Origin of the sequence: Streptomyces pseudovenezuelae (genome assembly GCF_029892565.1) — a bacterium.
GTDB lineage: Bacteria > Actinomycetota > Actinomycetes > Streptomycetales > Streptomycetaceae > Streptomyces > Streptomyces pseudovenezuelae_A.
On sequence record NZ_JARXVH010000010.1, the window covers coordinates 71898 to 92498 of the forward strand.

General features: G+C 69.9%; 18 protein-coding genes and 3 pseudogenes. 14 read left to right on the top strand and 7 right to left on the bottom strand.

Going from position 1 to position 20601, the window contains the following annotated elements; genetic code table 11:
* From murC to M2283_RS29750, 3 genes are all read right to left on the bottom strand, one after another.
* Positions 1-1389: a UDP-N-acetylmuramate--L-alanine ligase gene (gene murC / locus M2283_RS29740; RefSeq protein WP_280879512.1), complete on the bottom strand. Its 1389-nt coding sequence runs from the start codon at positions 1387-1389 to the stop codon at positions 1-3.
* Positions 1390-1511: 122 nt separating this feature from the next.
* A complete protein-coding gene (locus M2283_RS29745) occupies positions 1512-1985 on the bottom strand; it encodes an indole-3-glycerol phosphate synthase (RefSeq protein ID WP_280879513.1) in 474 nt (157 codons plus the stop codon).
* 134 nt (positions 1986-2119) lie between these two features.
* Positions 2120-2947: a pyrimidine reductase family protein gene (locus tag M2283_RS29750; RefSeq protein WP_280879514.1), complete on the bottom strand. Its 828-nt coding sequence runs from the start codon at positions 2945-2947 to the stop codon at positions 2120-2122.
* Between the two features lie 37 nt (positions 2948-2984).
* On the opposite strand from M2283_RS29750, the gene zapE reads away from it, so the two are divergent.
* From zapE to M2283_RS29805, 11 genes and pseudogenes are all read left to right on the top strand, one after another.
* Positions 2985-4091 (top strand): cell division protein ZapE, encoded by a 1107-nt coding sequence (zapE, locus tag M2283_RS29755; RefSeq protein ID WP_280879515.1) that lies wholly within the window; start codon positions 2985-2987, stop codon positions 4089-4091.
* Positions 4092-4266: 175 nt separating this feature from the next.
* On the top strand, positions 4267-4659 hold the full coding sequence (locus M2283_RS29760; RefSeq protein ID WP_280879516.1) for a hypothetical protein: 393 nt from the start codon (positions 4267-4269) through the stop codon (positions 4657-4659).
* Positions 4660-4788: 129 nt separating this feature from the next.
* A complete protein-coding gene (locus M2283_RS29765; protein ID WP_280879517.1) occupies positions 4789-5367 on the top strand; it encodes a carbonic anhydrase in 579 nt (192 codons plus the stop codon).
* A gap of 8 nt (positions 5368-5375) precedes the next feature.
* Positions 5376-6839: a SulP family inorganic anion transporter gene (locus M2283_RS29770; protein ID WP_280879518.1), complete on the top strand. Its 1464-nt coding sequence runs from the start codon at positions 5376-5378 to the stop codon at positions 6837-6839.
* Positions 6840-6998: 159 nt separating this feature from the next.
* Entirely contained in the window at positions 6999-7889 is an 891-nt protein-coding gene (locus tag M2283_RS29775) for a PPK2 family polyphosphate kinase (protein WP_280879519.1), read from the top strand.
* 87 nt (positions 7890-7976) lie between these two features.
* The gene (locus tag M2283_RS29780) at positions 7977-8804 is read left to right on the top strand and encodes a polysaccharide deacetylase family protein (protein WP_280879520.1); all 828 of its coding nucleotides are present in this window, start codon (positions 7977-7979) and stop codon (positions 8802-8804) included.
* 70 nt (positions 8805-8874) lie between these two features.
* The gene (locus M2283_RS29785) at positions 8875-9633 is read left to right on the top strand and encodes a peptidyl-tRNA hydrolase (protein ID WP_280879521.1); all 759 of its coding nucleotides are present in this window, start codon (positions 8875-8877) and stop codon (positions 9631-9633) included.
* A gap of 106 nt (positions 9634-9739) precedes the next feature.
* Positions 9740-10522 (top strand): annotated as a pseudogene (locus tag M2283_RS29790) (SGNH/GDSL hydrolase family protein); the annotation flags it as partial.
* A 10-nt stretch (positions 10523-10532) separates the two neighbouring features.
* Positions 10533-11063, top strand: a pseudogene (locus M2283_RS29795) (AAA family ATPase); the annotation flags it as partial.
* 145 nt (positions 11064-11208) lie between these two features.
* Positions 11209-12048 (top strand): hypothetical protein, encoded by an 840-nt coding sequence (locus M2283_RS29800; protein WP_280879522.1) that lies wholly within the window; start codon positions 11209-11211, stop codon positions 12046-12048.
* A 162-nt stretch (positions 12049-12210) separates the two neighbouring features.
* Complete coding sequence (locus M2283_RS29805) at positions 12211-12732, top strand: hypothetical protein (RefSeq protein ID WP_348538935.1); 522 nt, start codon at positions 12211-12213, stop codon at positions 12730-12732.
* Positions 12733-12742: 10 nt separating this feature from the next.
* Here the strand turns inward: M2283_RS29805 and M2283_RS29810 are convergent, their stop codons facing one another.
* Positions 12743-14374: a CocE/NonD family hydrolase gene (locus M2283_RS29810; RefSeq protein ID WP_280879524.1), complete on the bottom strand. Its 1632-nt coding sequence runs from the start codon at positions 14372-14374 to the stop codon at positions 12743-12745.
* Positions 14375-14503: 129 nt separating this feature from the next.
* On the opposite strand from M2283_RS29810, the gene M2283_RS29815 reads away from it, so the two are divergent.
* On the top strand, positions 14504-15142 hold the full coding sequence (locus tag M2283_RS29815) for a TetR/AcrR family transcriptional regulator (RefSeq protein ID WP_280879525.1): 639 nt from the start codon (positions 14504-14506) through the stop codon (positions 15140-15142).
* Positions 15143-15196: 54 nt separating this feature from the next.
* On the opposite strand, the gene M2283_RS29820 is transcribed toward M2283_RS29815, so the two are convergent.
* Positions 15197-16504 (bottom strand): MFS transporter, encoded by a 1308-nt coding sequence (locus M2283_RS29820; RefSeq protein ID WP_280879526.1) that lies wholly within the window; start codon positions 16502-16504, stop codon positions 15197-15199.
* A gap of 443 nt (positions 16505-16947) precedes the next feature.
* A complete protein-coding gene (locus M2283_RS29825) occupies positions 16948-17961 on the bottom strand; it encodes a M28 family peptidase (RefSeq protein ID WP_280879527.1) in 1014 nt (337 codons plus the stop codon).
* Between the two features lie 140 nt (positions 17962-18101).
* On the opposite strand from M2283_RS29825, the gene M2283_RS29830 reads away from it, so the two are divergent.
* Both M2283_RS29830 and M2283_RS29835 read left to right on the top strand, forming a co-directional pair.
* On the top strand, positions 18102-18785 hold the full coding sequence (locus tag M2283_RS29830) for a TetR/AcrR family transcriptional regulator (RefSeq protein ID WP_280879528.1): 684 nt from the start codon (positions 18102-18104) through the stop codon (positions 18783-18785).
* Between the two features lie 36 nt (positions 18786-18821).
* Positions 18822-19469 (top strand): annotated as a pseudogene (locus tag M2283_RS29835) (prolyl oligopeptidase family serine peptidase); the annotation flags it as partial.
* A 21-nt stretch (positions 19470-19490) separates the two neighbouring features.
* Here the strand turns inward: M2283_RS29835 and paaE are convergent.
* Positions 19491-20591: a 1,2-phenylacetyl-CoA epoxidase subunit PaaE gene (gene paaE / locus M2283_RS29840; protein WP_432423151.1), complete on the bottom strand. Its 1101-nt coding sequence runs from the start codon at positions 20589-20591 to the stop codon at positions 19491-19493.
* Positions 20592-20601 lie beyond the last annotated feature (10 nt).

Consider the following 20601-nt stretch of genomic DNA (forward strand, 5'->3'; position numbering starts at 1 on the left):
TTACTTGGCGAGACGGTCCAGGATCAGCGGGCCGAGGTCCGTCACGTCACCCGCGCCCATGGTGAGAACGAGATCACCGGGCTTCGCCATTCCCGCGACGGCCTCCGGGACGTCCGCCTTGTCGTGGAGGGGCGTCACGTCCGCGCCGGCCGCCCGGGCGGCCTCGATGATCAGCTCGCTGGTGACGCCGGGGATCGGGTCCTCGCGCGCGGGATAGATGTCGAGGACGACCGAGGCGTCGGCCAGGGAGAGGGACTGGCCCATCTCCTTGCCGAGCTCCTGGGTGCGGGAGAAGAGGTGCGGCTGGAAGACGACGAGGATGCGGGCGTCGCCCCCGGCGGCGCGCATGGCCTCCAGGTCGGCCGTCATCTCGGTGGGGTGGTGGGCGTAGGAGTCGATGACCTGGACGCCGGCCGCCTCGCCCTTCAGCTGGAGGCGGCGCTTGACGCCGGTGTAGGCGGCCAGCGCGGGGGCCAGCTCGGCGGCCGGGACGCCCAGGGCCGCGCCCGCGGCGAGCGCGGCCACCGCGTTGTGCGCGTAGTGGCGGCCGGGGACGGAGACCGTGAAGGTGAGTTCCTGACCGTCGAGGACGACGGTGACCTCACTCTTGAGGCCCTGCGGGACGACGGACAGCACGCGTACGTCGGCGTCCGCGGCCTCCCCGTAGGTCACCGTCTTTACGGCACCGGCCAGCCGTCGGGTCAGCTCGCGCGCGCCCTCGTGGTCCGCGGAGATCACCAGCGTGCCGCCGGGGACGATGCGGCCGGCGAAGGTCTCGAAGGACTCGTAGATCTCGTCGATCGAGGCGTAGTTGGCGTGGTGGTCCAGCTCCACGTTCAGGACGATCGCGACCTCGGGGGCGTACTTGTGGAAGCTGCGGTCCGACTCGTCCGCCTCGGCGACGAAGATCTCGCCCTCGCCGTGCAGCGCGTTGGAGCCGGGGACGTCGAGGTCGCCGCCGATCGCGTACGACGGCCGCAGGCCCAGTTCGCCCAGCGACACGGCCAGCATGGACGTCGTGGTCGTCTTGCCGTGGGTCCCGGCGACCGCGATCGGCCGCAGGCCCTCCATCAGGGCGGCCAGCGCGTCCGAGCGGTGCACCACCGGGATGCCGAGCTCGGCCGCGCGGGCCAGCTCCGGGTTGTCCTTGCGGATCGCCGAGGAGACGACCACACAGCTCGCGTCGTCGGCGAGGTGCTCGCGCGCGTGCCCGATGTGCACCGTCACGCCCAGCGCGCGCAGGGCCTCGGCGGTCGGCGACTCCTTCGCGTCGCTGCCCGCCACCTCGGCTCCGCGCTGCGCGAGGATCTTCGCGATCCCCGACATCCCGGCGCCGCCGATGCCGATGAAGTGCGGTCGGTCCATGGCGGTGGGAAGGCCGGGTGCCATGCGTGTCTCCCTGTGCGTGCTGCTTGCGTGCTGCTGAGGCTGACGTTCAGCGGCCCAGCCTATGCCGTGCCGCTGACAATCAGGGACGTCCGCCCGGTGTCACGCCCGGCGCCGGGCCGGTGTCACGCCTTGCTGTGCGAGAACAGCTTCAGCACCGGTACGCCGACCTTGTGCCGGGCCCTGGACGCCCAGTCCCGGTGGAAGAACTCCTCCACGTAGTGCGGGTCCGTCAGCACCAGCACCTCGTCCGCGCCGATCTCCTCCACCAGCGCCCTGAGGGCGTCCAGCGGGTGGTCCTCGACGATCCGGCCCTCGGCCTCGCTGCCGGCCGCGTGCAGCGCCTGCAGCGACACCTCCAGGGCCCGCTCGCCGAAGTCCTTCGCGTCATCGCCCTCGGGCACCTCGTTCTCCCGGGCGGCCTCGTCCAGCTCACCGAGCGCGACGTCGTCGATGGCCCGCAGCAGGCGGTCCGCCTGGTCGCCGCGGGGCTGGAGCAGCACATGAAAGGCGACCTGCTCGTCACCGTGCAGAGAGGTGACGAACTCCACGTCGGCGGACGTCAGGGCTTTCTCGATCATCAATACGCTTGTGAACACCGGGCGCCCCTTCTGCGGAAACCATCCTGCCCCGTGGTGTCACGGGGACTTGCGAGATTCAGTGTGCCCGCCGAACGCTAAGCGGAACGGTAGATTCCGCCGATTTCGGGAGCGGCGATACCGTTGAACGAATTTCAAGTCCGCTGGTAGCGGCCGAAAAGGAAGCCTTCTTCGGCCAACAGGGACACCAGTGCGAATCGTTGTGGAACCGCGACGGACGGACCGCCCGCGATGCGCTGGGCGTCCCCCGCGGTGAGCATCGGCGACAGCGTGAGGCAGAGCTCGTCGAGGACTCCGGCGGCGATCATCTGACCCAGCAGCCGGGGACCGCCCTCCGTCAGCAGCCGCGTGTGACCCAGCTCGCCCAGGGCGCGTACGGCACGGGCGGGGTCCACTCCGACGCCGTCACCGGCGACCACCACCCGGGCACCGGCCTTCTCGGCGGCGGCGACCCGGTCCGGGGCGGCCGCGGCCCCCGTGAGGACCAGCGTCGGCACCAGGGGCGAGGTGAACAGCGGGAGGGAGAAGTCGAGGTCGAGGCTCGCGGTGACCACCGCGATGGCGGGTGCGGGGCCCTGACCGGCCGCCGACCGCGCCTCGGCGAAGTCTTCACGCGCGCGTGCGGGCCGGTAACCCTCCTGGCGTACCGTTTCAGCACCGACCACGACGACGTCCGCCAGGCCTCGCAGCGTGCCGAAGATCCGCATGTCGGCCGCGTTGGAGATCCCCTGCGACTTCCCGCCGTGCTGCGCGGCCCCGTCGAGCGTGGACACCATGTTGCCCCGCAGGTAGGGCACGGCCGGCCCGTCGGCGGGCGCCTCGGGATAGGCGTAGGCGGCGGAGAGCTCGGCGAGGCTCCACTCGCGCTCACCCGGGTCGGCACCAGCAGCCCCACCACTGTCCGGCTCCCCGCCGGAGGCCCTCGTCGTTGTCTCGTCCGTCACAGGGAACAGGCGTCGCATGTCGTGCAGTGTGGCACGGCGCCTACCATGGTGAACCGTGTCGTCCTCCCCTGCCGCTCCCGGTCTCAGCCCGATAGCCGACCCGGCCCCGCTGTCCCTGTGCGCCCGCTCTCCGCACGTCCCCGCGGAGCGGCTCGTCGCCGAGATGGTGCCGCCGCCGCGCTTCGACTCGGTCCGCTTCAGCACGTACATCCCGGACCCGAACCAGCCGAGCCAGACCGAGGCCGTACGGGTCCTGGAGGGCTTCGCGGCCGGTCTTGGCGGGGCGCACTCCGTCGGTGGCGGCAAGCGGGGATTCCTCGGGTTCGGCAAGGCCAAGGCGCCGAAGACCCCGGCCGGGCCCAGGGGCGTCTACCTGGACGGCGGCTACGGCGTCGGGAAGACCCACCTGCTCGCCTCCCTCTGGCACGCCACCCCGGCGGAACCGGCCCTCAAGGCGTTCGGCACCTTCGTCGAGCTGACCAACCTGGTCGGCGCCCTCGGCTTCCAGCAGACCGTCCAGACCCTCTCCGGCCACCGCCTGCTGTGCATCGACGAGTTCGAGCTCGACGACCCCGGCGACACCGTCCTCGTGTCCACCCTGCTCGGCAGGCTCGTCGACGCGGGCGTCGCGCTCGCCGCCACCTCCAACACCCTGCCCGGCAAGCTCGGCGAGGGCCGGTTCGCCTCCGCCGACTTCCTGCGCGAGATCCAGGGCCTGTCCGCCCGCTTCCGCTCCCTGCGCATCGACGGCGAGGACTACCGCCACCGCGGCCTGCCCGCGGCGCCGACGCCGTACTCGGACGAGCAGGTGACGAAGGCGGCGTACGCCACCGCGGGCGCCTCGCTCGACGACTTCCCGCACCTGCTGGCCCACTTGGCCAAGGTCCACCCGAGCCGGTACGGCGCGCTGACCGACGGAGTCACGGCCGTGTGCCTGACCGACGTCCAGGCCGTCCCCGACCAGTCGACGGCGCTGCGGCTCGTCGTGCTCGCGGACCGGCTCTACGACCGTGAGGTCCCGGTCCTCGCCTCGGGGCAGCCGTTCGACCAGCTGTTCAGCGAGGAGATGCTGAACGGCGGTTACCGCAAGAAGTACTTCCGGGCGATCTCCCGGCTCACCGCGCTGGCCCGGGACGGCAAGGCGCTGGTCGAGACCCGCTAGCGGCGGGGTAAACCAACCTGATCACGCCAAGCCACCCGCACATTTCAGGCTCTCTTCAGCTCGAAACGTTAAGTTAACCCTGCAAACGACTTCGCAGGGTTACCGTTGTTTCTTGACCAGCCATTGACCAGGCTTTGGTCTGTGCAAGAGGCGTGAAGTGTCCGGAGGGGGGCGCATGTTCCGAGGTACGACGACCAGGACCGCAACCGCGACCCTCGCCGCCGTCCTGCTCGCCCTCCAGTTCTTCGCACCCACCGCTTCCTTCGCATCCGCGCACACGGTCCGTCAAGTCGAGGCCAAGGCCCAGCCCGGAATCAACCTCTCCGGCAAGGCACTTCGCGACAAGACGATCACGTCCCGGCACTGCGATCACCCGGGGGATCCGACCGGTCCCCTGCGCACCCGCGACCGCCACCGCGCGGCCGACGTCACACCGGAAGACCCCGAACTCCCGCTGCTGGCCCAGGACCCGGCGGCCGAGCACCCACCGGTCCCGCCCCGGGCGCCGCACATGTCGAGACCCTCGACCGCCCACTCGCCAGCGGCACTTCAAGTCTTCCGCTGCTGACAGCAGAGCAGTCCCCCCACACATCTCTGTCTGCACACGTACCCGTCTGCACACGTACGTGTCTGCACGCATATCTGTCCTGCCCCCACACCGACGCGCGCCTCGCCGCGCGCCAGGAGGAGTCACCTCATGCAGCCCCTCATCGACAACGCCCGCACGTTCGGACAGCGCCCTGAGGAGTTCGCCAAACTCGCCGAAGGCCAGTCTCCGCAGGTGCTGTTCATCACCTGCTCCGACTCCCGGGTCGTCCCGGCCCTGATCACGGGCGCCCGCCCGGGCGAGCTCTTCGAACTGCGCACCGCGGGCAACATCGTTCCGCCGTACGCCTCCGAACACCCCACAAGCGAGGCGGCCACCATCGAGTACGCGGTGGAGGTGCTCGGCGTCCGCGACATCGTCGTCTGCGGACACTCGCACTGCGGCGCCGTCGGCGCCCTGGTGCGCGGCGACGACCTCACCGCCGTACCGGCCGTGCGCGACTGGCTCGCGCACGCCACCCCGCGCCCCTCGGGAGCGGTCGAGGATCCCGCCGTCGCCGAGGGCGTGCAGAGCCACGTCCTGTCGCAGCTGCTGCGGCTGCGCTCCTACCCGTACCTCGACAAGAAGCTGAAGGACCGTCAACTGTCGCTGCACGCCTGGTACTACGAGGTCCACACGGGCGCCGTACTGGCGCACGACCCGCAGACCGACGCCTTCGCGGCCCTGTGAGCGCGCCCATGTCACTGACAGCGAAATACCCTCATCTGCGGCAGGACTTCGCCGCGTCCCTGGTCGTCTTCCTGGTCGCGCTCCCGCTCTGCGTGGGCGTGGCCGTCGCCTCCGGTGTCCCGGCCGAACTGGGCCTGGTCACCGGCATCGTGGGCGGCATCGTCACCGGTCTGATGCGGGGCAGCAGCCTCCAGGTCTCCGGACCCGCGGCCGGGCTGACCGTGCTGGTCTTCGAGGCCGTGCGGGAGTTCGGGCTGCCGGCACTCGGTGTGATCGTGCTCGCCAGCGGTCTGCTCCAGATCCTCATGGGCGTCCTGAAGTGGGGGCGCTGGTTCCGGGCCATCTCGGTCTCGGTCGTCGAGGGCATGCTGGCCGGCATCGGGCTCGTCCTGATCGCCGGGCAGCTCTACTCGATGGCCGACGCGAAGGCCCCCGTCTCGGGGCTCGACAAGATAGCCCGACTCCCCGGCGCCCTCCTCGACGCCGTCGGTCACACGGACGCCCTGGCCTCGCTGGGGCTCGGCGTCGGCACCATCGCCGTACTCGTGCTGTGGAAGCGGATGCCGAAGCGGCTGCGTACGGTCCCCGGGCCACTCGCGGCGGTCGGGCTGGCCACGCTCGGCGCGGCGGTGTTCTCGCTGCCGGTCGCCATGGTCGAGGTGAAGGGCCTGCTGGACGCCGTCCAGCCGCCTTCCCTCAGCGCCTTCGGCGAGCTGGCGGGCGTCGGGCTGCTCGGCACGATCGTCGCGTTCACGCTGATCGCGTCCGCCGAGTCACTGTTCAGCGCGGCGGCCGTGGACCGGCTGCACGACGGGCCGCGCACCGAGTACGACAAGGAGCTGGTGGCGCAGGGCGCGGGCAACGCGATCTGCGGGGCGCTGGGCGCGCTGCCGATGACCGCGGTGATCGTGCGCAGCGCGGCGAACGTCCAGGCGGGCGCGCGGACGAAGGCGTCCCGGGTGCTGCACGGCGTATGGCTGCTGCTGTTCGCGGCGCTGCTGCCCGGCGTCCTCGGCTACATCCCGATCCCGGCCCTCGCCGGCATCCTCGTCTACTCGGGCGCCAAGCTGATCCCCGTACGCGAGATCGTGTCGCTGTGGCGCGAGCACCGCGGCGAGGCGCTGATCCTGGTCGTCACGGCGGTGTCGATCGTCGCGGTCAGCATGTTCGAGGGCGTGCTCATCGGGCTGGCGCTGGCCGTCGCGAAGACCGCCTGGGAGGCCTCGCACCTCAAGCTGGAGGTCGTCGACAAGGGCGCGGGACCGGTCCAGGCGTATCTGTCGGGCAACGCGACCTTCCTGCGGCTGCCGAAGATCCTCGACAACCTGGAGGCACTCCCCCAGGACAGGCCGGTCGAGCTGGACCTGTCCGGGCTGCACCACCTCGACCACGCCTGCCGTACGGCCCTTGAGAACTGGGCCGAGCGGCACAGCGCGGCCGGCACCGAGCCGGTGAAGGTCACGGCGGCGTAAGCGCGTAGGCACCTGCCCGGTGTCTGCTCCGAGGGTGATCGTGACCCCGGGGCGGGCGCCGGGCATTGTCGTGCGCCGTCAGCCGGCACGGTCAGAGCAGGACTGGCGCGCCCCACCCCCGCACCGGAGGATCGAGGAACAGGATCGGAAGGGGTGCCCATGGCCAAGGACGGCAAGCACAGGAAGCACGAGATCTGGAACGCCGACGCGGCGGATGTGCGGGAGTCGCTGCGGGTGCCGGGCGGTGAGCGGATCGAGCTGGCGGCGTACGACGCACGGGCGACCCCGAGCGGTCCGCAGGACAAGGAGGCGGGGCTCGAAGCCACCGCCGTCATGGCGGAGCACCTCGCCGACCTGCAGGAACGCCTGTTCGCGGCGAGCACGGCCGGTGACCGGCGGCGGATTCTGCTGGTGCTGCAGGGCATGGACACCAGCGGCAAGGGCGGCACGGTCAAGCACGTCATCGGCCTGTTCAACCCGTCCGCCTGCCGGATCAAGGCGTTCAAGGCCCCCACCCCCGAGGAGCTCGCGCAGCACTTCCTGTGGCGCGTCTGGAAGCCGCTGCCCTTCCCCGGCGAACTGGGCATCTTCGACCGCTCCCACTACGAGGACGTCCTGGCCGCCGGCGTCCGCAAGATCGTCCCGCGCAGAGAGATCGAGCGCCGCTACGACGAGATCAACCAGTTCGAGAAGTCCCTGACCGACGACGGCGTGACCCTGATCAAGTGCTTTCTGCACATCTCCTACGGCGAGCAGCGCCGGCGCCTGCTCGACCGCCTGGACCGACCGGACAAGCACTGGAAGTTCAACCCCGGCGACATCGACGACCGCGCTCTGTGGCCCGCCTACCAGAAGGCCTACGAGAAGGTCCTGGACCGCTGCCCGACCCCGCACGCCCCCTGGCACCTGATCCCGGCCGACCGCAAGTGGTACCGCAACTGGGCGATCAGCCGGCTCCTCCTCGAACACCTGGAGGCCCTGGATCCGCAGTACCCGAAGGCGCAGTTCGACGCGGCGGAGTACCGGGAGCGGCTGCTGAAGCAGTCCTGACCCGGACCGGGAGGCGCGGACGGGAAGGCTCGGACGGGAGGCGCGGCGGTCCGCGATTTGCCTGATTAGTCCGTTTACTTTCGTACGGTGATCATTCGAGTACGCCTTGCAGCCGCCGCCTGTGCGCTCGGCGCCGCGCTCACCGCCTGTGGCGCCCCCGCGGCGCCTCCCGCCGCCCGGCCCGCCCCCTCCGCGACCTCCGCCGTCCCGTCCCGGCCGCCCACGCTCGCCCCCGGGCCCGCCGGTCTCACGCCCGTCTTCAAGAACGGCTCGCGCGCGCACGGCAAGACCGTCGCGCTCACCTTCGACGCCGACATGACCGCCGACCAGGGGGCCCGGGCGGCGTCGGGCGAACGGTTCGACAATCCGCGGCTGATCGCGACGCTGCGGGCGCTGAAGGTGCCGGCGACCGTGTTCATGACGGGGCGGTGGGCGGAGCAGTACCCGGTCCAGGCCCGGTCCATCGGCAGGGACCCGCTCTTCGAGGTCGCCAACCACTCCTACAGCCACTACGCCTTCACCGGCGACTGCTACGGCCTGCCGACGGTGTCCGAGGACCGGATGCGGGCGGACGTGGAGCGCGCGTACACCGCGTTCCGCCGGGCCGGGGTGCCGGACGCGATGCCGTACTTCCGTTTCCCCGGCGGGTGTTACGACCATCAGGCGCTCCGGACGCTCTCCGCGACCGGTGTCACCGCGGTGCAGTGGGACGTGGTGAGCGGGGACGCGTTCGCCACCGACGCGGGTGCCGTGGCGCAGCAGGTGCTCGAAGGGGTGCTGCCGGGGTCGGTCGTCGTCATGCACTGCACGCGGAGTGCGGCTCCGGCGACCGAGCGGGCGGTGCGGACGATCGTGCCGGAGCTGCGCGCGCGGGGCTTCCGGTTCGTGAAGGTGTCACAGCTGATCGGGTCCTAGGCGTGGCGCGTGGGTGGGGCTGCCGGGCGGGGCTCATCGGTGGTGGGCGACAGGCTTAGGGTTGGCCGTTGTGAGCCTTGATTCCTCCTCCCCCGACGCCAGCCCCTTCCGTAACGAGCCCACCTCCCGCGACGAGGCGCCGCAGTTCGTACTGCCCCTCGTCGTGCGGATCGAGAAGGCGGCGCCGCCCGCTCGTACCGACGCCCTGGAGACCGCCGCGCGGGCCGTGCTCGTGATGCTCAGTGACGAGCGGTCGCTCGACGAGGGCGAGTGGGCGCAGGCCGTGCGGGACTGGCAGGACGCCCGGATCCGGAAGGTCGTGCGGCGGGCCCGCGGCGCGGAGTGGCGGCGGGCCGAGGCGCTGCCCGGGATCACGGTGAGCGGGGAGTCGGCGGAGGTGCGCGTCTTCCCGCCGGTGCCGCTGGACGGATGGCCCAAGGACCTGGCCCGGCTCCAGGTGTCCGGCACCGAACTCGACGACCCGGAACCGCCGTTGGCCGCCGACCCGACGGCGCAGCCCGTGATCTGGCTGAACCCGGACCTCGACATGACCGCCGGCAAGACGATGGCGCAGGCCGGTCACGGCGCCCAACTGGCCTGGTGGGAACTGTCGGACAAGGAGCGCGACGCCTGGCGCGCGGCCGGCTTCCCGCTCGCCGTGCGGACCGCCGACCTCGCCCGCTGGCCCGAACTGACCACGAGCGGGCTGCCGTTGGTCCGCGACGCCGGTTTCACGGAGATCGCGCCCGGGCTGACGGTCGCGGTCGAGGGGTACGACCGTGTCGGCGCCCTGCCGGATCACGTCCACCGAGCGGCCACCTGGAACTGACCTCGGCAGTCGGCCTGTGATCGTCAACACAGGCCCCACGTCGAACTTTTCCCCCGCTCCCGCGTCCTGCGTGCGATATCAACGCCCATCACCGGAGGGTGAACACGTGGATACCCCACGCACGCGCAGCATCGGCAGATCCGCTGTCGCCAGCGGTGTCCTTGCCCTGGCCTGTGTCGCCGCGACGGCGCCGGCCTCCAGCGCCTCGCCGCTGCACGGAAAGACACATGAGCTGTCGTACGTCGCGCTCGGGGACTCCTCGGCCTCCGGGCCGGCGATCCCCGACCAGGTCGACGCCAACTGTCTGCGGTCCGACCGGAACTACCCGTCGCTCGTCGCGACCTCGTTCAAGGCCACGCTGACCGACGTCAGTTGCTCCAGCGCGACGACCGCGGAGATGACGGCGCCCCAGGGGACGGCACCGCCGCAGTTCGACGCGCTCAGCCGCTCGACGAAGCTGGTCACCCTGACCGTCGGGGGCAACGACATCGGCTCCACCTCGATCATCACGACCTGCGCGACGGTGTCGGCCACGGATCCGGCCGGAGCGCCCTGCAAGGCCAAGTACAACGAGGGCGGTACCGACCGGGTCCAGGACGCGGTGAACGCGACCGCACCGAAGGTCGCCCATGTGCTGCGGGGCATCAAGAAGCGCGCTCCGCACGCCCGTGTGGTGGTCGTCGGGTACGCGGACATCTTCCCCGCGGACGGGGGTTCCGGCACGAGCCCGACGGCGCCGTTCGCCGCGGGTGACTTCGCGTGGATGCGGGACGGCGAACTGGCGCTCAACGCGATGCTGAGGAAGCAGGCACATCGCGCCGGAGCCACTTACGTGGACACCTACACGCCGACCGTCGGACACGACATGTGCGCGCCCGTCGAGGAGTGGTGGATCCACCGAGGCCTTCGAGAAGGCCCTGGGCGGGGTGCTGTTCATCGACGAGGCGTACACCCTCACTCCGGAGAACGCGCCGCAGGACTTCGGCCGGGAGGCGGTCGACACCTTGCTGAAGCTGATGGAGGACCACCGCGACGAGGTGGTGGTGATCGTCGCCGGTTATCCGCAGGAGATGCGGCGGTTCCTGGAGTCCAACCCGGGCCTGGCCTCCCGCTTCTCCCGCCATGTGCAGTTCGATGACTACTCGACGGCCGAACTGCTGGAGATAGTCCGGGAGATGACCGTCGGCGCCGGCTACAAGTGCGCCCCGTCCACCTTGACGGCCCTGCACACCTACCTCGACGGCCTGCCGCGCAACCGCTCGTTCGGCAACGCCCGCTTGGCCCGCCAACTGGTCGAGTCGATGATGACCCGGCAGGCGGGCCGCCTCGGCAGCATCGCCAGCCCGGACCTGGAGGCCCTCACCCTGCTGCTCCCGCAGGACCTTCCCCACACCGAGGACCAGGGTGCCGCAGCAGGTCTCATGAGTTGAGGTCGCGGGGCTCACCCGAGCCGTGTGCAGGTACATGGCTCGGGTGAGCCATGTACTTGTACGAACGGGAGCACCCGGTGCCCGTTCGCGCCGACCCTGCCCTGACATGTGTCCGGAGCCGTCCGGCGTTCATACAGTCATGAACGTGACGATTGAGTCCCTGGACGACATCGAGTTCCGAGTGCAACCACTTCCCCGCGCCGCCGCCCGGATCATCCCGACGGGCGGACGCGGCATCGCCCGGGACCGGGTCCGGCTGTGGAGCGAGTACGGCAGGCGGTACCGCAGGACCATGTCGGCCATGGCACGGGCGGTGGAGGAGGCCCGAAGCCCCGGCGGCAGCCACCCTGACGACGACGGTGTCAACATCGTCGACGACGGTGTCCGCGCGCTCGCCGACCTGGCGGCGGTCCACCTGTACGTGGCCGAGGAATGGGCCTGGCTCGATCCGGCACAACTCGAAGGAACCCTCGGCGCACACCTGCCCCTCGCCCGTTGTGTCGCATCGGGCCTGCGCAGGCTGCCCGCCTACCAAGGTCCCGCGAAGGTGCGCATCGACGTCGCCGACAGCGTGGTGCGCTGGTATCGCGACCACCCGATCGTCGTCGACCAGGGCTTCTGGAGCGCGATGACATCGGCGGCGGCGGTGAGCGCGGGTGGGCCCGGGTATCTGGTCTGGTCGTTGACCGGGCGTCGTACGGACGCGGTCGATCCGTATACCCCGGAAAGAGTGGTCTTTCTCCCCGGTACTCGCTTCAAGGTGCTGCAGGTACTCGGGGGGTTGCGGCCCGTCGTGCTGATGCGCGAGATGTTCCCGCAGGAGCCCGCGGTGCACCGTCCCGGGCGGGCCGGCAGCCGCCACAGCGAGTGGCTGGATGCCAGCACAGTGGCGGAGTTGAAAGGTGTGTCGGCCGAGCCGTCCGGGTCGGTTCCCGCGGAGTCGAGGGGACCCTGCGGCCGCCCTCCCGGGCTGGTCATGGCGTAGTCGGGCCACGGGGGCCAAACGTTCCATGGGGTAGGTTTGCCAACTCGTTCCGTGGTATCAAGCCAACAGGCTTGCAGCAGTAACTGCTGTCGCCCTCACGGGTTGCGACATTCGGAAAGGGTTGTGAGCGTTATGTCCGAAACCACCACTGGGGTTTCCGGGTTGACATCGCAGTACGCCACTCAGGTGGCCGGGGATCTGGAGAGCAACCTCAAGGAGCAGGAGCGTGTCGATGCCGACATCGCAGCTCTCCAGGAGCAGTTGGCAACGCTGCAGCAGGATCACGCGGTGCTGACCAACGTGCAGCAGGCACTGGGCGTCACCTCGGCCACCAAGGCAGAGGCAGCGGCCCCCGCGCCTCGCAAGAAGTCCGGCGCAGCTGCCCGCAAGACCGCGGCGAAGAAGGGCTCGGCCACCTCGGCGACCGCTCAGCCCACCCTCGTCAACATCATCCGCGAGTTCCTGATGGCCGAGGGCGAACCGCGTTCCGCGGCCGAGATCGCCACCGCTCTCAGCGAGCGGCATCCGGACCGGACCATCAAGACCACCGTGGTGCGCACCACCCTTGAAGGGCTGGTCGCCAGGAGTCATGTACAGCGGACCAAGCAGGGCTCGTCCGTCTTCTACACCGCGCCCGAGGTGTCGGCGACGAGCACGGCCGAGGCGGATCAACAGTCCGCCTGACGGCGCCGGGTCAAGGTGTCTCCTTCGGTACGGGGAGAGTGAGGCTGGACGTGCCGAGGCCGATGCGGAACTCGACCGGGGCGAAGCTGCCCGGTGTGTCCGTTCCGGGGTTGCGGGCGAAGCGTGGGTAGGCGCCGCCGCTGAACTGGAGCCTCAACCGGTGGCCGGTGGTGAATCGGTGGGCGCAGGCTCCCAACTCCAGCCGGACCGTGGTGACTTCGCGCGGGGTTCGGCGCAGTCGGGCGAAGCGTTCGGTGATGACGTGTGAGTGGCCGCGCCGGTCGACGTCGCACAGTCGGACGAACACGTCCGCGTGCAGGTGGTCGACGGTGAGCTCGAACTCCACGGTGGGTGTGCCGATGACATCGAAGGGGTCGGTGAGCACCTCGGTGGTGAACGTGAGGACGTCCGCGCGTTGTTCGAGGCTCTGGTTGTCGACCGTGGCCGACTTGGTGGCTATGTGCCGGCCGCCCACCGAGGGGGTGGGATCGGCCGGGTCGTAGCGGAACCCGGCCACTCCCCCGTCCGCCCGCATGCCCAGGCCGCCGCCCCGTCGCAGCCACAGCACCCGTTCGGTTCCGGGCGGCGGCCAGTCAGGCAGTTCGAGCCATGTCTTGGCCCCGGTGTGGTAGATCCGCACGGGGGCTTCGGCAGCCGCCTCGTCGCCGGCCAGGTGCCGGTCGAGCCAGCGGAGCAGCTGCGGGTCCACGACCTGTGCCGCCTTCGCCGCGGTGTCCATGTGTGTCCATGGGCCGATGGTCAACGTGACGGACTGGTTGTGGCGGCGGAGCGTCTGGTACTGGTGGACGGTCTGGTCGAGGAAGACGTCGTGCCACCCACCGACCAGCAGGACCGGTACGTCGACATGGTCCAGTGCCGGGTCGGCCCGGTAGTCGGTCCAGAACGGGTCGTCCGCGGCGGGATGGTCGAGCCACTCGTCGAACCAGTCGGCCGCGCCGCCCGCCAGTACCGAAGCGGCAGCCGCCTCGGGGGTCGGCTCCTCCCACGCGGTCGCCAGTTGCCGGCGCGCGGCCAACTGGGCGCGAATTCCCCGCAGTCCGCCGTCGCCCTGGGCCCCGACCGTCGCGCTCCAGGTGAGGAAGTCGGAGAGGGCGAGAGCGCCCGTGCCGTAGATCGCCTTCTGTATGTCGTGCGGGCCCACCGCGATGACCGCGCCCCGCAGTTCCGGCGGCGGGTCCTGCAGCAGGGCCCACTGAGCCCAGCCGGAGTATGACCCGCCGAACGTCGCGAGGCGCCCGTCGAACCACCGCTGGGTCCGCAGCCAGGCCACGGTGTCCTGCGCGTCCTCGGCCTCCTGGACGAACGGCCGCAGGGTCCCGGTCGATCCGGCCGTGCCGCGCACGCTCTGCAGCAGGACGTCATAGCCGCGGGCGGCCAGCATCCGGCCCTGCATCCAGTTCACCGGAACACCACGGCCGTACGGTGACCGGATCAGCACCGTGCCCCGCGCCTCCCCCTCGGGCATGTAGTGATCGGTGAGCAGTTCGGCGTCGTCACGGGTCGGCACGCGCACCGCCCTGCGGACGCCGTACCGCGTACGGGCCGGAGGCAGCCCCACGACCTTGCCGTGCAGAGCACCCAGGCCTCGGGCCAGCGGGCCGGCAGGTCTCGATGCCGCCATGGGTTTCTCCTCCTGACCCGAGATCGCGGGCCTGCACCCGCACTCCCCGCAATCACCACGATATGGAGAATGTATCTCCACTTATGCCACCTGGGAAGTCCTCGGCGGCACCCTTGCCACAATGGGCCCGTGAACGACGCGTCAGCAGCACAGGACCGGGGTCGCCGCGGCCGACCCAACTACGACCGCGAATCGATTCTCGACATCGCGGTCGAGGTGTTCAACGAACGCGGTTACGACGGCACCGGCATGGAGGAGCTGGCCAGGCGGCTGGGCCTGAGCAAGTCCAGCATCTACCACCATGTCTCCGGCAAGGAGGAGCTGCTGGGACTCGCTGTCGGCCGAGCGCTCGACGCCCTCTTCGCCCTCATCGACGAACCCGTCGCGGCCAAGCTCACCCCGACCGCCCGGCTTGAGCACATCGTGCGGGGAAGCGTCGAGGTACTTGCGGCCGAACTGCCGTATGTCACCTTGCTGTTGAGGGTGCATGGAAACAGCACCACCGAACAGCGGGCCCTGAAGCGGCGGCGCGAGTTCGACCACCGCGTCGCCGAACTCGTCGTCCTCGCGGCGCGGGAAGGCGGTATCCGTGCGGACATCGATCCGCATCTCGCGAGCCGGCTGATCTTCGGCACGGTCAACTCCCTCATCGAGTGGTACCGACCGGACGGGGAGCTTCCCGTGCCGGTTCTCGCCGATGCCGTGGCCACTCTGGTCTTCGGCGGGCTGCGGTCCGCCGACCCCGAGGTGGGGACGCATCCGAGGTAGGGACGCACCGGGGGTGCGTCCCGTCCCCTGCGTACACATGCCGACCCGGGCGTTCTAGGTGAGGTCGACCCGTTGCCTGCGCATGAGCACCCAGACACAGCCGAGGCTGATCAGGGTCACCGCCGTGAGGTAGATGGTGATGGGTGTGGTCGACGACCAGTTGTCGTACAGGGCTGTGGCGACGATCGGGGCGAGGCCGCCGCCCAGGATGGCTCCCAGCTGATAGCCGAGCGAGGCTCCGCTGTAGCGGACCTCGGCCTTGAAGAGTCCGGAGAACAGCGCGGCTATCGGGCCGTAGACCAGGCCCATGAACACCGCTGTCACCAGGAGCGCGAGCAGGATCAGTGGTGATTCGGCGGTGTCGACCAGCGGGAACAGGATGATCGCGCAGCCGACCAGGCCGATGGAACCGACCATGAGCACCCTGCGCTTGCCGTTCCGGTCCGAGTAGGCCGAGGCCCAGGGGATGACCGCCAGCCACACGAAGGAAGCGATGAGGGTGAAGGTGAGGATGAGGTTCCGGCTCAGTCCGAGCCCCGCGGTCGTGTAGGCCAGCAGATAGGCCATGAAGATGTAACCGACCGCGTTGATCCCGATGAAGGCACCGGCGGACAGGCCCACCTCGCGCCAGCTCTCCCGCAGCACGACCACCAAGGGCATGCGCTGCTCGGACCTGGTCTGCTTGATCGCCTCGAAGTCGGGGCTCTCGGAGATGGTCAGCCGGATCACCAGGCCGGCGATGACCATGACGGCACTGGCCAGGAAGGGCACGCGCCAGCCCCAGGACAGGAAGGCGTCACTGCTGAGGTTGGTGGTGAGTCCGAGGAACACCAGGTTGGCGACGATGAGCCCGCCCGGCACGCCCATCTGCGGGAAGCTGCCGTAGAAGGCCTTCTTGCGGTCCGGGGCGTGTTCGACGGCCATCAGGACCGCGCCGCCCCACTCGCCGCCGACCCCCAGGCCCTGGATGAACCGCAGAGTGACCAGCAGGACCGGCGCCCAGACGCCGATGGTGGCGTAGGTGGGCAGCAGGCCGATGCCCACCGTCGCGAGACCCATGGTGAGCAGGGAGATCACCAGCATCGACTTGCGGCCGACCCGGTCACCGAAGTGCCCCATGACGATGCCGCCGATCGGCCGGGCCGCGAATCCGACCGAGTATGTGGCGAACGAGGCCAGGGTGCCCGCCGCCGGGGAGACGGTCGGGAAGAACAGCGGCCCGAACGCGATGGCCGCGGCCATGCCGTAGATGAAGTAGTCGTACCACTCGATGGCCGTTCCGATGAAGCTGGCCGTGGCCACCCGCGGCGGACGGACCCGCTGTGGCGTGACCGCCTCGGACAGATTTCGGTCGATGGTCACTTTTGTCTCCTGGCAGGGTGAGCGGTGCCGCAGACGCTGTTCAACGGGGCTCGGGGAGAGGAACGCATGCCGAAACGAAGCCACGGACGGACTCACTCAGCTGAGGTCGCGGCTCAAACAGGGCGCTGCGCGACTGGCGTCCATGGGGTCACGGGATGGGTGAACCGGCAGCGCCAGTACTGACCGACGGAAGGCAGGGGCACGGTGGCGCCCGGGCCCTTCCCGTCGACTGAAGACCAACCGACCGAACGATTGGTCGTTTGGTGATTGGTGAGTAAAGGGAGCCGTGCACCCGGTGTCAAGGGAGCTGTACGGATGGGATTTTGCCCGGGAAAGACCGTGCCCAGGGCAACCGTTGAACGTCTCCCCTTGACACCTCGACCGCCACAGGACTCACCTGGCCCGCACGCTCGACCGACCCGGCTGTTTGCCGGTGCACATGGTCAGACCCAGTTGACCGCGGTGGTGGCCGTCGCCGCGGTGACCGCGGCCAGACGTCGGAAGTCGAGGGTGTCCGGCACGTCGGTCGGCCGGTGGTAGTTCGGGTTCCGGAAGTTGGCCGTGTCCGTCAACATGACTGCGGGGATACGGCGGTTCCAGAAGGGTGCGTGGTCGCTGCGGCCCAAGTGGTTGGCCGGTGGGACCACCAACCCGATGAGCATGCCCAGGAGTCCGTCGGGCCTCGGGTCGCGCAGCAGGATGCTCGGCAGCCCGGTCGACGTGGCCGCGGCGGCCCGCTCCCAGGACCTGGCAGCGGCGGTGGAGGTCTTGCGGTGGACGACGAGGGTGAAGTTCCCCCGGAAGCCATTGGCCTCGGTGGCTGCGGCCGCCCCGGGAAAGGCGGTTGAGAAGCCGGCCGGGAGGCGCTGGGTGTCGGGCTCGTCCACGAAGTAGCCGACCGATTCGAGGCAGATCATCCCCGACACGCGCTGCCTGGAGGTGAGTACGCGCGCGGCGTGCTGGGCCCCGATCAGGCCGAGCTCCTCCATGTCGAACAGCGCGAGCGAGACCGAGGGCGCGACGGGCAGCCGGGCCAGCAGGCGCGCAATCTCCAGTACCGCGGCGACTCCTGACGCGTTGTCATCGGCGCCGGGGCTGCCGTCGACACTGTCCAGGTGTGCCCCGATCAGCACCGTGGTGGAGTTGTCGGCACCGGGCAACGACGCGATGAGGTTGGCCCCTTGGAGGCGTCGGTGCAGTCGCGGCTTCAACGCGATGGCCCGGTGGCCCTGTTGGTCGGTCGCGCCGATCCGCCAGCGCAGATCGAAAGGCTGGCGTTCCACCTGCCAGCCGGCGGAGACCAACTCCTCGGACACATATGACTCGGCGCGCAACATGATGTCCGGCGCCCGGCGTCGGCTTCGCGGGTGTGCGCTGAGGAATTCGACATCACGGCGCAGACGTGACTCGTCCACGAACGGCTCGAAGTCACTCACATCTGCTGGGTCGTGGGTCACCGCTACTCCGTGGATTCACTGCGTTCGCACAAGCGGGGTTCCTCGATGCGCGCCGTCGCGGCGCGATTCGGCGATCATATCCGGCACACCTGAGCGGGAGTGATCACCGGGGGTGTGATCAACGGGGTTAGCATACGGTTATGACTGACAGTTCCCGGGGAGGTACGCCGGACGACGGCCGCCCCTTGAGGCGAGACGCCGCCCTGAACCGGGAACGAATTCTGCACGCCGCTCGCGAGATCTTCGGTCAGCACGGGCTGGGGGTCACCCTCGACGACGTGGCCCGTCATGCCGGAGTCGGGGTCGGCACGGTGTACCGCCGCTTCCCCACCAAGGAAGCACTGGTGCGTGCCCTGTTCGAGCACGACCTGGCCCTGCGGCAGAAGTCGGCCGAGGAGGCGCTCGCTCAGCCCGACCCCTGGCAGGGCCTCGTCGACTTCCTGATGCTGATGACGGCAGACCTCGCCGAGAACCGCGGTCTGCACGAAGTGATCATGCTGGGCAATCACAGCTCCGCGCCCCTCGAAACGGCACGCGGCGGCATGCTCCCTTTTCTGGAGGAACTGATCCGTCGGGCCCAGGAAAGCGGTCAGTTGCGCGAGGAGGTCACTCCCTCCGACATCCCCGTCATGGTGCACATGCTGAGTCAGGCCACCCAGTTCACCCAGGGCAAGCGGCCTGACATCTGGCGCCGCTACATCGAGATCCTTCTGAACGGCCTCAGGCAACGCCCCGACAATCCGCCCCTGACGACTCCCAGCCTCGGCAATGAGACCGTGGAGCAGGTGATGGGCCTGGTCAGGCCCGCGCCGAAAGCGGAGTAGCCGGCCGATCCCCCGGATGGGCTCCAGTACCGCACCACGTCGACCGGCTCCACCTACAAGGACGGCGTCGCGGACGTGAAGAGCGCCATCCGCTATCTACGGGCCCACTCCGGCACGTACGGGATCGACACCAGCGAGGTGGCCGTCTGGGGTCAGTCGGCCGGCGGGTACCTCGCTGCCATGGCCGGCGCCACCAGCGGGACGAAGGACTTCGTCTCGGGGGACGACCTCGACCAGGGCAGTGATGTCCAGGCCGTGGTCGACGAGTTCGGCGCCGGCGACCTGGCGAAGCTGGCCGACGACTACGTCGCGGCGACCAAGGCGACGTACGAGGCGCCCGGCAGCTTCGTCAACGCCTACGTCTTCGGTCCCGGATCCAAGGAGACCGTCACCACGGACCCGGCCGCCAACAAGGCCGCGAACCCTGCCACTTACCTGAGTTCGACCTCCGCTCCCTTCATCCTGCTCCAGGGGGACAGGGACCGGATCATCTCCCCCAGCCAGTCGCTGATACTTCTCGACGCCCTCAAGGCGAAGGGAGTTGAGGCGACGCGCTATGTCATCAAGGGAGCCGACCACGGAGACATGTCGTTCCTCGGCGACCCGAAGGCCGGCCTGCCCTGGTCGACGCAGAAGGTGATGGGCATCATCACCGGGTTCCTGGACCAGAAGCTGCAAAAGTGACCGCCCTCGGCCGGCCAGGGCTCAGCTGTCGTAGTCGACCGTCACCTTCTCGGACACCGGGTAGGACTGGCAGGTCAGTACATAGCCGGCGTCCACCTCGGCGGGTTCCAGGGCGTAGTTGCGGCGCATGTCCACCTCGCCGTCCGTGATCCGCGCCCGGCAGGTGCCGCAGACCCCGCCCTTGCACGCGAACGGGAGGTCCGGGCGGATGCGGGCGGCGGAGTCGAGCAGCGTGCTCTCGCGGGACAGTCCGGCGGTGGTGGAGCGGCCGTCGAGGGTGACGGTGACATGGCTGACCGGCCCGCTGGCCGCCTTCTCCTCGTGGTGGACCGGGCTGGGCGGCTCATCGGCGTAGAAGAGTTCCTGATGGACCCGCTCGCCGGGTACCTCCAGGCCGGCGAGGACCTGTTGGGCGTCGAGCACCATGCCGTGGGGGCCGCACAGCCACCAGTGGTCGACGCCCTCGACGTCGACCAGTCCGTCGATGAGGGCGGCCAGGCGGTCGCCGTCGAGTCGGCCGGAGAGGAGGTCGGCCTCGCGGGGTTCGCGGGAGAGGACGTGGGCGAGCTGGAAGCGGGTGTGGTACTCGTCCTTCAGGTCGGCCAGTTCGTCGGCGAACATCACCGTGTCGGTGCGGCGGTTGCCGTAGAAGAGCGTGACCTGGGAGCGGTCGTCGGACGCCAGGACCGACTCGGCGATGGACATCATGGGGGTGATGCCCGAGCCGGCCGCGATGAGCACATGGTGGCCCGGCGCGGTGAGGTCAGGGGTGAACGCTCCGACGGGGGCCATGACTTCGACGGTGTCGCCCGCTTCGACCTCGTGGACGAGCCAGGAGGAGAAGAGGCCTTCGGGGACCTCACGGACGCCGATGCGCGGCGGTGCGCCCGCCGGTGAGCAGATCGAGTACGAACGCCTTTCGTCACGTCCCTCGATGTCACGGCGCAGGGTGAGCGACTGGCCGGGGCTGAAGGCGAACTCGTCCGCGAGAGCGTCCGGGACCTCGAAGCTGACAGCGACCGCGTCCTCGCACAGGCGCTCCACCGCGGCGACCCGCAACGGATGGAACGCCGCCCGGCGCCGACGCACGGTCGCCGCGGGGGCACCGGCGATCGGTGTCATCACCTCTGCC